Annotated in this window: 6 protein-coding genes; 5 read left to right on the top strand and 1 reads right to left on the bottom strand. The window is 62.5% G+C overall.

The window, feature by feature from the left end; translation table 11 throughout:
* Positions 1-64 precede the first annotated feature (64 nt).
* A complete protein-coding gene (locus NKH41_RS00090; protein WP_352770816.1) occupies positions 65-3,925 on the bottom strand; it encodes a peptidoglycan-binding protein in 3,861 nt (1,286 codons plus the stop codon).
* A gap of 550 nt (positions 3,926-4,475) precedes the next feature.
* On the opposite strand from NKH41_RS00090, the gene NKH41_RS00085 reads away from it, so the two are divergent.
* The 5 genes from NKH41_RS00085 (at position 4,476) to NKH41_RS00065 (ending at position 11,849) form a co-directional block, all read left to right on the top strand.
* Complete coding sequence (locus NKH41_RS00085; protein ID WP_023677331.1) at positions 4,476-4,937, top strand: MerR family transcriptional regulator; 462 nt, start codon at positions 4,476-4,478, stop codon at positions 4,935-4,937.
* Between the two features lie 236 nt (positions 4,938-5,173).
* Positions 5,174-6,970, top strand: a complete 1,797-nt coding sequence (locus tag NKH41_RS00080; protein WP_352770817.1) for an acyl-CoA dehydrogenase — start codon at positions 5,174-5,176, stop codon at positions 6,968-6,970.
* A 236-nt stretch (positions 6,971-7,206) separates the two neighbouring features.
* Positions 7,207-8,376 carry an acyl-CoA dehydrogenase family protein gene (locus NKH41_RS00075; RefSeq protein ID WP_352770819.1) on the top strand — a complete coding sequence of 390 codons (1,170 nt, stop codon included), beginning with the start codon at positions 7,207-7,209 and terminating at the stop codon, positions 8,374-8,376.
* Positions 8,377-8,408: 32 nt separating this feature from the next.
* Positions 8,409-9,617, top strand: coding sequence for an acetyl-CoA C-acetyltransferase (locus NKH41_RS00070; RefSeq protein ID WP_352470101.1), 1,209 nt, complete (start codon positions 8,409-8,411; stop codon positions 9,615-9,617).
* A gap of 12 nt (positions 9,618-9,629) precedes the next feature.
* The gene (locus NKH41_RS00065) at positions 9,630-11,849 is read left to right on the top strand and encodes a 3-hydroxyacyl-CoA dehydrogenase NAD-binding domain-containing protein (RefSeq protein ID WP_352770821.1); all 2,220 of its coding nucleotides are present in this window, start codon (positions 9,630-9,632) and stop codon (positions 11,847-11,849) included.
* Positions 11,850-11,910: the final 61 nt, after the last annotated feature.

The raw sequence follows: 11,910 nt of genomic DNA, 5'->3' as shown, positions 1-11,910 counted from the left end.
AACAACTCAATCAGTTAACAGGCAAATCTGTGGCAAGGGCGTCGCGGAAACGACGCATCCGCCGTTATTTACGCGCAAGCAGCGCCTTGACCAGCTTTTCGTCAATCGCGCCGGTTGCCTTCATATCGTTGTCGGCCTGGAAGGCCATGATCGCGTTCTTGGTTTTCTGGCCCATCATGCCGTCGGGATTGCCGGCCTCGTAGCCGTTCTTGTTGAGAATGCGCTGGATGTTCTGGACCGCTTTCTTCATGTCGATGCCGGCGGTCGTCTGCGGTGTGCCGTCCTGCCACGATTCAGGAACGTCGGCCGAATTGGCGGCTGGATCGAGCGGCTTGGCCTTCCACAGTTCAGCCTGGGCCCGCGCACGCTCCAGCTGCTCGGGCCTCAGCGCCTTGGCGATCTCATCGCGCTTGGCCGCCGCATCCTTGTCGCCGGTCTTGGCGACGAGTGCGAACCATTTGTAGCTCTCCTCGAGGTTCTGCTTCATGCCGACGCCCTTCGCCGCGAGGATGCCGAGATTGAACTGGCTATCCTTGACGCCGAGATCCGCCGCCGCCTGGAACCAGCGCGCTGCCGATTCATTGTCGGTCACGCCATCCGCCGCCATCGCAAACAGCACGGCAAGATTGTGCATCGCGCTGGCATTGCCCTGCGCTGCGGCAAGCTGGTACCAGGTTTTCGCTTTCTTGATGTCGCGTGCGACGCCGATGCCCTTCTCGTAGAAATTGCCGATGCGGTATTCTGCCGGCGCGAAACCGAGTTCGGCAGCTTTCTCATACCATTTGGCCGCCGCCGCCATGTCTTCTTTGACGCCGCGAGACTCGGCGTAGCGCGAGCCGATCTCGAACAGCGCCTTGGCGTCGCCGCCCGCCGCTGCATCGCGCAGGGCGGCCGGACCGGCATCGGCCGGAACGTCGATCTTGGCAACGCCTGCCGCGGCAGCATCCGCCGGTGGCATCGTGCCGGTCGTGTCCTGCGTCGCAGCGGTGGCTATAGCAGGCGCGGCAGCCATTGGCTCGGCGTCGCTGGCCGTCGCCGCTGCCGGCGTGGGCACTGCGGCCGCGGTGTCTTGCGCCGCCAGGTCAGCGGGCTCCGCGGAAGCCGAGGGCGCCGTCGATGTCTCGGCTGCCGGTGTAGCGGGGCCGGTTTGTGCCGCCGCGTCGTCCTTGGTCATCGATGCGGATGGCTCTGCCTGCCTGACCGTGGGCGACGGCGCGCTCTCCTGTGTTGTCGTCTGCGCGTCCGCCTTCGGCTCGCTGGCAACGCTGGCCAAAGCGGTTTCCACCGGCTGTACGGCCACGGCCGGTGCCGCCTCATTGTTGGTGACTTCGACCGGGTCGGAGAAGAAGGCTTTGCCCAGTTGCAGGCCGGCAAGCGCCAGCATGATGGCGATTGCCCCCATCAGGATCGGCTTGCGCCGCGCCTTGAGCAGGTCGCCGATCCTGAGTGCCTTGACCGGGCCTTTCATCGTCGACTGGCGCTTGAGGGCGTCCGCCTCGGCGGCCGCCGCCTGCGCAGCCCGTCTGGCTGCCGCGATGAAGTCCGATTTCGCCGCCTCAGCGCCGCCTTCCCGGGTCGGCTGCCCGCGCTCGTCGCGCACGCGCTTCATGATGGCGCTGAGGTCGGGTGCGCCGGAGCCGGGTTCCAGTGGTCGGTTGGCGAGCTTGGGGTCGAGGGGCTCGTCGAGATCGACGCTCGGTATCTCGGCGCTCTGCGCCGAGCCTGCAAGCGGCGGCATCTCGGCGTCCTTCTTGCCCTTCAAGGCGCGCGCCAGCCCGCCTAACATCGATTTCCTGCCGCCGCCTTGCTCGGTTTTTTCACGCGTCGTGTCTGAACCGAGAGCCGCCAGGGCTGCTGCGGCGGCGGCCTCGGCTGGCGTACGCGGACCTGGCTCGTCGCGCACGAGCGCCGCGGCGCGGCCGTCGAGATCGGCCATGCTGCCTGTCAACGGCAGCGGCTGGTCGAGGTCCATCGACGGTGCGTCCTGTACCGAGATCTTGGATGGCCGGCCGAAACGCTTGCTCAACTCCGCGCTTGCCGGTTCGCCCGTCTCCAATGAACCAAGCCTGTCAACGATCTTGAGCAGCGTATCGTGGATAGCCTCGAACGTTCTCGAATTGCGCTCGTCCGAACGCCGCGTCAGTGCCTCGAGCGTCTTCAGGTCCTGGGCGAGGCCGGTAACGGCCGCCGTGTTGGCGCTTGATCCGGCCAGTGAGCGGACGGCGCTCTCAGCCGCCTCGCGCGCCGCGCCGAGGATGGAATCGCGGGTTCCGGCCAGCGACTTCTCGATTTCGTTGAGACGCGGGCTGATGTCGTCGAATTCCGGCAGCGGCGTGCCGGGCTTGGAAAGATGCGCCGTCAGGCCGGCGACCTGCGCTTCAAGGCTGCGGATCAACGCCGGGTCGATGCTGGCGACCTGTGCCGCGGACGAATCCAGCCGGCTTGAGATGTCTTCGAGCCGGCTCTCCAAGCCACGGATCGCCGCCTCGTTGGCGGGATCTGGAACGCGCGTCTCAATCCGCTTGGCCAGCGCGGTGAAGCGGGCGTCGATGGCATCCATGATGCCGGCGCTATCGACCTGCGGCATGCGCTGGTCCAGCCTGTCGGCGACCTCGTCCAACCGGCGCTCAAGGTCGCGAAACAGCATGTTGCCTTGTTCGATTGCGTCGCCCTGGCGACGTTCCATCATGCTGGACAGCACGTCGAAGCGCTGCTCGAGCCCCTGGAAGATGTAGTCGGCGTCGGGCATGGCAGGTGCGTGGTCGATCTTGTCGGCAATAAGCGCGACTTGCCTGGCAAGGCGCTCCATCGCCTGTTCCGGCAGATTGGCTCGGCCGGCCAGTTCATCCACGCGGCTCGACAATGTGTTGAGACGGTCGATGACCTCCCGACCCGGACGATCCTGCGACACTTCTTCGATTTGCTGGGCCAGTGAATCGATCCGCTTCTCGATGCGTTCGAAGGGCTCGGGGTCGAACGAATTGGCTTGCGCGGCAACCGTCGAGGCGACGATCGCGCGGGAAATCTCGTCGAGCCGCTCGTCGATCTGACTGAATGTGTCGCCGCCGCGATTGTCTTGCTGGCGGGCGAAATGGTCGACCGCTCCGGCAAGCGTGCGGACCTTTTCCTCGAGCGAGCGCAGCGACAGCGATTCCGGCAGATTGCTGACGGCATTGCTGATCTGTTCGAGCCGCTCCGTTAGCGCCGACAGGCCGGGTGCATCGGAACGCTTGCGCTGATCGGCCTCGACGCGATCCTCGAAAGCGTTCCAGCGGCGGTCGAAATCGTCCCAGCGGCGTCCGACCGCCTGCACGCTCTCCTCGCGCGCCAGCGTATCGAGCGCGGCTTTGACCTGCTCAAGCTCGAGCCGCAGCATATTGACGCTTCTGTCGTCGCTTTTTTCGGCCAGTGTCTGGATGGCGCCGGAAAGCCGCTCGAATTCGACGCTGAGTTCGGCGCTGCCTTTGCCGCCGCCATTTGACTGGAAGGCTCGCTCAATATTCTTGCGCAGTACCTCGAACTCGCGTTGCAGGCCGGAGGTCATCTGCTGGCGCAACTCTTCGCGCAGGCCGCGCAATTCGCCGGCGATCTTGCCGGCTAGGGCGACGCCGTCCTCCTGGCCCCGCACCCGGTCGATATCGCGGGCGATCGCCTGGTAATTCTGGTCGAAAGCCGCTGCTGGACCTTTCGGCCGCTGCGCGCGTGGATCCTCATACCGGCGCTGCTGGCCATAGGGTTGGGCGCTGGGATAGCGTGGTTCTGCCGCTGGTCGGCGCGGATCGGCGTGGCTTGCCGTCTCCTCGCGCGTCCGCTCCAGCCGCTGCTCCAGAGTTTCCAGGGAGCGGTTGAGCTCTTCAAGCGTCGTGTGCGGCCGGCGTTGCCTGCCGGCGTTGAGTGTATCGAGGTAGGACCGCTTGCTGTTCATCAATGCGCCCGTTTCAGAATTGCTGGCTTTCACCAGGTTCCCAAAGTCCTGCCGGGACGAAGGCGACTGCTTGACTTGTTGCAGTGGAAGACGAGCTTCCCGGTCTCATCCGCGCTCCGAAAAACCGTGAAAAATTCAGTACAGGATAGACACGGGTAACCGACATGCGCACATTTCGCCCCAACGTGGTAAACAACGCGTTAACCAAGCTTAAGAAGTTGCAACTTTGTCGGCTGGCTGCCGACGGCGCGGGTGTCTTTTTTGAACGCGCAAAAGACGTTGTAGAATTTTGATCAGCCGCATGATCGCTCCCGAAATCGGCAACGACCTTTTAGGTTGTCCGCTGGTGCTGCGGCATAAAGTTGCAAGACCAGAACACTCTTGCGTGCTGAGGCGGCTATCGATATAGAATTGACGTAAACGTAAATGAGCGGATTACGCCGTTTGCGATTTGTTTGTTGAAACCACGAGTGGAAGCACGCCCCCGCTTTCACTCAGGCGACGCAAGGTCGGCGACCGCGATGCCACCAGACGGGGAAAGCCAGTGACCATGAAACTTATTTCGCCCGGCCAAGCCGCGGCCAACACCAACGATATGTCGAGCGAAGCCGGTGAAGAGCTTGTCCGCATCGGCGAAATGGCCAAGAAATACGGAGTGACGCTGCGTACGCTGCGTTTCTACGAGGACAAGGGTCTGCTCAACCCGCAGCGCGACGGCTCGACCCGTCTTTATACACGCCGCGACAGGGCCCGGCTGAAGCTGATCCTGCTTGGCCGCAAGGTCGGGTTCTCGCTGCGTGACGTCAAGCAGATGATGGACCTCTACGATCCGAACGGCTCCAACACCAAGCAATTGCGGCTGGCGCTCGACAAGTCGGAGAAGCAGCTTGCCCGCCTGCAGAAGCAGCGGGCACTGATCGACGATGCCATCAGCGAACTGAGTGCTTCGATGTCGACCGTCCGGCAAATGCTGATCGAGCGCTCGACGCCGCAGGCCAGTGTGGCGAGCTAAACTAAGCTTCGATTTGTGACGAATAGGAGCCGCGCGGCTTTCGCTGCGCGGTTCTTCGTCGTTTGCCGCGCTTTGTCGTTTGTCGTCCTGGCGCGCGGGAAAAAATTTGCCGCACCGCCGAATTGACGTTTACGCAAACGTCAATATTTGTTATCTCGACCACAACGTTGGTCCGTCTGCCATCCTCATATGCTGGGGCTGATTTCAGGGCCAAGACCGCATGGTGGAGGAAACGCATGCCGATCTACAGAGCGCCGGTCCGGGACACGCTGTTCGTGCTGAACGAAGTGCTGGGATATCAGCGTTATTCCAATCTTCCCGGATTTTCCGACGCCACACCGGATGTGCTCGAGGCCATCCTTGCCGAGGGCGCGAAGCTCGCCGAAAACGTGATGCAGCCGCTGAACCGCGTTGGCGACGTGGAAGGCTGCATGCGCCATGACGACGGTTCGGTAACGACGCCGAAAGGCTTCAAGGAAGCTTTCGACCAGTATCGCGAAGGCGGCTGGATGGGGCTCGCGGCACCTGTCGAGTTTGGCGGGCAAGGCTTGCCCTACGCAGTGCACACTGCGGTTGCCGAATACATGGTGTCGGCCAATATGTCGCTGATGATGTATGCCGGCCTGACGCAAGGCGCGATCGCTGCGATCATCACCCATGGCACCAAAGAGCAGAAGGCAACATGGTTGCCGAAGCTGGTCGAGGGCGCCTGGACCGGCACCATGAACCTGACCGAGCCACACTGCGGAACCGATCTTGGCTTGCTGCGCACCAAGGCCGTCCCAAATGGCGACGGCACCTACAGGATCTCCGGTCAGAAGATCTTCATCTCGGCCGGCGAGCATGACATGTCGGACAATATCGTCCACCTGGTGCTGGCCCGTATCGAGGGCGCGCCGGATGGCGTGAAGGGCATCTCGCTGTTCATCGTGCCGAAGCTCAAGCTCGATGCCTCAGGCAATCCGGGCGAGAAGAACACCGTCTCCTGTGGCTCGATCGAGCAGAAGATGGGTATCCATGGCAACTCGACCTGCGTCATGAATTACGACGACGCTGAAGGCACGCTGCTCGGCGAGGCCAATGGCGGGCTGAAAGCAATGTTCACCATGATGAATGAGGCGCGGCTTGGCGTCGCCCTGCAGGGACTTTCGCTATCTGAGGTTGCCTACCAGAATGCGGTTTCCTACGCCAAGGATCGTCTGCAGGGCCGCTCGCTGTCAGGGCCGAAGGCGCCGGACAGGAAGGCCGATCCGATCATCGTCCATCCGGACATCCGCCGCAGCCTGATGACCATGAAGGCTTTCAACGAGGCCGGCCGCGCGCTGGCGCTGTGGACGGCGATCAAGTCCGACATCGCTCACCGCTCCGGTGACGACAAAGATCGCCAGGTCGCAGACGACTACACCGGCCTGATGACGCCGGTGGTCAAAGGCGTGCTCACCGACAAGGGGTTCGATCATGCGGTAATGGCGCAGCAGGTCTTCGGCGGCCACGGCTATATAGAAGAGCACGGCATGAGCCAGTTCGTCCGCGATGCCCGCATCGCCATGATCTATGAGGGTGCCAACGGCATCCAGGCGCTCGACCTCGTCGGCCGCAAGCTGGCCTTGAATGGCGGCCGCGCGGTCCAGGCTTTCTTTAAGGAAGTCGGAGAGTTCTGCGAGGAAAACCGCACCGACGAGACGATGGCGCCCTTCACCAAGGCGCTGAAGAAGGGCCTCAACGATCTGCAGACGGCGACGATGTGGCTGGTGCAGAACGGCATGGCCAAGCCCGATAACGCCGGTGCCGCCTCGACCGATTACATGCATCTCTTCGGCCTGGTGGCGCTGGGCTATATGTGGGCGCAGATGGCCAGGGTGGCCGCAGCGAAATTGGCGAATGGCGCCGACGGCGCTTCGTCTTTCTACGACCACAAGCTGGTGACGGCGCGCTTCTTCATAGAGCGGATCATGCCGGAGACGTCGGCGCATCTTGCCCGCATCTCCAGCGGTGCGGACACATTGATGGCACTGCCGGCGGAAGCGTTCTAGCTTCGGCGTTCCTCTCCCTCGAGGGGAGGGTGGCCCGAAGGGCCGGGAGGGGTCCTGCGTGCAGTGCGCCGACCTTCATTCTGATGCATGCCTTGGAGGAAAATGATCGCAATGCCGTGGCACATGGCGCAGGTTGTAAAAGATAAGGTCGAGCAAGTCATCGGCGACCCCACCCGGCCGCTTCGCGGCCACCCTCCCCTCGAGGGGGAGGGGAACGTCGGCGCGAGGGAGAAACCATGACCCACCCCGCCGAAATCCTTGGCCTTCCCAAGCCCGCCTGGGCGGCGGACGAGGTCGGCATGCTTTACGACATGGCGCACCGCTTCATGTCGGAAGAGATCGCGCCGCGTTACGACGAATTCGAGAAGAACGAAATGGTCGACCGCGAGAGCTGGCTGAAGGCGGGTGCTGCCGGCCTGCTCTGCGCCTCGATGCCGGAGGAATATGGCGGATCGGGCGGCACCTTCGCGCATGAGAGCGCCATCATCGAGGCGATCGGCCATGTCGGCGTCGACGGGTTCGGCATTGGCCTGCACAATTCGATCGTTGCCCCCTATATCCTCCACTACGGCTCGGAGGAGCAGAAGAAGAAGTGGCTGCCGAGGCTGGCGACCGGCGAGCTGATCGGCGCCATCGCCATGACCGAGCCGGGTGCGGGCTCCGACCTTCAAGGCGTCAAGACGCGCGCCGAAAACGACGGCAACCGGTACAAGCTCAACGGCTCGAAGACCTTTATCACCAACGGCCAGCTCGCCAATTTCATCATCGTCGTTGCCAAGACCGATCCTGAGAAGGGCGCCAAGGGCATCTCGCTGATCGTCGTCGAGACCGACGAGGTGGAGGGTTTCGAGCGCGGCCGCAACCTCGACAAGATCGGCCTCAAGGCCAACGACACGTCGGAACTGTTCTTCAACGACGTACGTGTGCCGACCTCGAACCTGCTCGGCAACGACGAAGGCCTGGGCTTCGTCCAGTTGATGCAACAATTGCCGCAGGAGCGGCTGCAGATCGGCACCACTGCTATTGCCATGGTCGAGCGGGCTCTGGCGCTTACCATCGACTACGTCAAGGAGCGCAAGGCCTTCGGCAAGGCCATCATCGAATTCCAGAACACCCAGTTCAAGCTTGCCGAATTGAAGACCGAGGCGACCATCGGCCGCGTCTTCTATAATGACTGCGTTGCCCGCCACGTTAACGGCGGCCTCGACCCGGTGACGGCTTCGATGGCCAAATACTGGCTGTCAGACCTGCAAGGAAAAGTCGTCGACGAATGCCTTCAATTGCATGGCGGCTATGGCTACATGAATGAATATCCGATTGCGCGCATGTTTCGCGACGCCCGCGTCCAGCGCATCTACGGGGGCACCAACGAGATCATGAAATTGCTGATCGGGCGCTCGCTCTGAGCGACTTTTCGGCAAACCCAAGGAGCAGGAAAATGGCCGAAGCTTATGTCTATGATGCTGTGCGCACGCCGCGCGGCAGGGGCAAGAAGGATGGCTCTCTGCACGAAGTGCCGGCGGTGCGGCTCGGCGCCAAGGTGCTCGAGGCCATCCGCGACCGCAACGGGCTGGACACCGGTACCGTCGACGACATCATCTTCGGCTGTGTCGATCCGGTTGGCGAGGCGGGTGCGGTCATTCCACGTGCTGCTGCTTTCGAGGCCGGCTACGACACCAAGGCGCCTGGCATGCAGATATCGCGTTTCTGCGCCTCGGGCCTCGACGCCATCAATTTCGGCGCCGCCAAGATCGCGCAAGGCGCCGACGAGATCGTCATTGCCGGTGGCGTTGAATCGATGTCGCGCGTCGGCATGGGCGCCTCCGGCGGCGCCTGGTTCATGGACCCGTCGGTCGGCCTGCCCGGCTGGTTCGTGCCGCAAGGCATCTCGGCCGATCTGATCGCCACCAAATACGGGTTTTCGCGCGACGACGTCGATGCCTACGCGGTCGAAAGCCAGAAGCGTGCTGCCAATGCGTGGGGCGAGGGCCGGTTCAAGAATTCGGTGATCTCGGTCAAGGACCAGAACGGCCTGACCATCCTCGACCACGACGAACATATGCGGCCCTCGACCGACATGCAGTCGCTAGCCGCACTCAATCCGTCCTTTGTCATGCCGGGCGAAATGGGCGGCTTCGACGCCGTCGCCGTGCAGAAGCATCCCGAGGTGGAACAGGTCAACCACGTCCACCATGCCGGCAATTCCTCCGGCATCGTCGATGGCGCGGCGGCCGTGCTGCTCGGCTCGAAAAAGGCGGGAAAGACGCTCGGCCTCAAGCCGCGCGCACGCATCCGTGCGTTCGCCAACATCGGCTCCGAACCGGTGCTGATGCTGACCGGCCCCGTCGACGTCACCGAGAAGCTGTTGAAGCGGGCGAAGATGAAGTTGTCGGACATCGACCTGTTCGAGCTCAACGAGGCCTTCGCTTCGGTGGTGCTGCGCTATATGCAGGCATTCGACATTCCGCATGATCGGATCAACGTCAATGGTGGTGCCATCGCCATGGGCCATCCGCTCGGCGCCACCGGTGCGATGATCTTCGGTACGGTACTGGACGAATTGGAACGCCGCGACCTCAACACCGCGCTGGTGACGCTTTGCATCGGCGCCGGCATGGGCACCGCAACGATCATCGAACGCGTCTGACGGAGAGAGATGATGAGCTACACCAATTTCACCCTCGACATCGACGCCGACGGCATTGCGCTGGTCACCTGGGACATGCCGGACCGTTCGATGAACGTCTTCACCGAGGAGGTGGTGCTCGAACTGAATACCATCGTCGACAAAGTGGCGAGCGATGTAGCGATAGAGGGCGCGGTGATCACCTCCGGCAAGGATACGTTCTCGGGCGGCGCCGATATCACCATGCTGCAGAAGATGCTGGCGACCTTCGCCGCCGACAAGGCGAAGGACCCGGAGAAGGCGACCAAGGCGCTGTTCGACAATGCGGGCATCATGAACGGCCTGTTCCGTAAGCTGGAAACTTCCGGAAAGCCATGGGTTTCGGCGATCAACGGCACATGCATGGGCGGCGCGTTCGAATTGTCGCTCGCCTGCCATGGCCGTGTCGCGGCCGATTCAGACAAAGTGAGGATGGCGCTTCCCGAAGTGAAGATCGGCATTTTTCCGGGCGCCGGCGGCACCCAGCGCGTGCCACGGCTGACCGACCAGCAGCAGGCGCTGCAAATGCTGACGTCCGGCCAGACGCTGTTGCCTCAGAAGGCCAAGTCGATGGGCCTGATCCATGAGATTGCCGAGCCGGACAAGCTGGTCGAAACCGCCAAGGCGATGATCAAGAACGGCTTGAAACCGGTGGCGCCATGGGATGAAAAGGGCTTCAAGCTGCCCGGCGCCCCGATCTATTCGGTGGCCGGTGCCAATCTGTGGCCGCCGGCCATCGCCATTCTGCGCCGAGAGACCTATGGCAATTATCCCGCCGCTGCCGCCATCCTGAAATGCGTTTACGAGGGCTTGTTGGTGCCGTTCGACACCGCCCTGCGGATCGAGCAACGCTATTTCACCGAGATTATGCAGACCAGGGAAGCGGCAGCGATGATCCGTTCGCTGTTCGTGTCGCTCCAGGAACTGAACAAGGGCGCGCGCCGCCCGGCCGGTGTGCCGGAAACGAAGTTCAAGAAGATCGGCGTACTCGGCGCCGGCTTCATGGGCGCTGGCATTGCCTATGTGACGGCCAAGGCCGGCATTCCGGTGGTGCTGCTCGACCGTGACATGGAGTCCGCCGCCAAGGGCAAGGCGCATTCCGAGACCCTTATCTCGGATCAGGTGAAAAAGGGCCGTGCCAAGCCGCAGGACAAGGATCGGTTGCTGTCGCTGATCACGCCGACGGCCGATTACGCGGATCTTGCCGGCTGCGATCTTGTGGTCGAGGCGGTGTTCGAGGACTCGGCCGTCAAGAAGGATGCCACCGAACAGGCCGAGGCCGTGCTCAAGCAGTCGGCGATCTTCGCCTCGAATACGTCGACCATACCGATCACATCGCTGGCCAGGAATTCGGCGCGGCCAAAGAATTTCATCGGCATTCATTTCTTCTCGCCGGTCGACAAGATGATGCTGGTCGAGATCATCCTCGGCAAGAAGACCGGCGACAAGGCGCTGGCCACCGCGATCGACTTCGTCCGCGCCATCAACAAGACGCCGATCGTCGTCAACGATACGCGCGGCTTCTATGTCAATCGCTGCGTGCTGCGCTACATGTCGGAAGCCTACAAGATGCTGATCGAAGGTGTTCCGGCGCCGATGATCGAAAACGCGGCCAAGGCCGCCGGCATGCCGGTCGGTCCTCTGGCGTTGACCGACGAGACTGCGATCGACCTTGCCCAGAAGATCATGAAGCAGACCATGCGCGACCTCGGCGACAAGGCGGTCGACCCGAAGCAGATGGCGCTGATCAACACGATGGTCGACACGCATGGTCGCTTGGGCCGCAAGAACGGCAAAGGCTTCTATGACTATCCGGCAAAACCGGCCAAGAAGAAGCTGTGGCCAGGCCTCAGGGATATTTACCCGCAGCTGGCGACAGAGAATGTCGACTATGAGGAACTGAAGCAGCGGCTGCTGGTCACCATAGCGCTTGAGGCGGCACGGGTGATGGAGGAGGGCATCGTTACCGATCCGCGCGAGGCCGATGTCGGCTCGATCCTGGCCTTCGGCTTCGCGCCCTATACCGGCGGTGCACTGTCCTACATAGACGGCATCGGCGCGAAAAAATTCGCTAAGATCGCCAAAGGCCTGCAGAAGAAATACGGTGCCGAGTTCAAGGCGCCGAAGCTGCTGCTCGACATGGCCGAGAAGGGCGAGACCTTCTACGAGCGCTTCGATCCTTATACCAGAAACGAGGCCAAGGAGGCGGCGTGACGCCGTCTTCGACGGTGGACAAGATGGCGGCCAAGGGATAGAACAGGGAAGGTATTTTTTC

Source organism: Mesorhizobium sp. M1169 (genome assembly GCF_040318345.1).
Taxonomy (GTDB): domain Bacteria; phylum Pseudomonadota; class Alphaproteobacteria; order Rhizobiales; family Rhizobiaceae; genus Mesorhizobium.
This window is presented reverse-complemented; position numbering and strand designations above follow the sequence as displayed.

Bases quoted from the DNA above. Each gene is read 5' to 3' on its own strand.
- NKH41_RS00080 (WP_352770817.1), top strand. From the start codon at position 5,174: ATGCCGATCTACAGAGCGCCGGTCCGGGACACGCTGTTCGTGCTGAAC.
- NKH41_RS00065 (WP_352770821.1), top strand. From the start codon at position 9,630: ATGAGCTACACCAATTTCACCCTCGACATCGACGCCGACGGCATTGCG.
- NKH41_RS00085 (WP_023677331.1), top strand. From the start codon at position 4,476: ATGAAACTTATTTCGCCCGGCCAAGCCGCGGCCAACACCAACGATATG.
- NKH41_RS00070 (WP_352470101.1), top strand. From the start codon at position 8,409: ATGGCCGAAGCTTATGTCTATGATGCTGTGCGCACGCCGCGCGGCAGG.
- NKH41_RS00075 (WP_352770819.1), top strand. From the start codon at position 7,207: ATGACCCACCCCGCCGAAATCCTTGGCCTTCCCAAGCCCGCCTGGGCG.
- NKH41_RS00090 (WP_352770816.1), bottom strand. From the start codon at position 3,925: ATGAACAGCAAGCGGTCCTACCTCGATACACTCAACGCCGGCAGGCAA.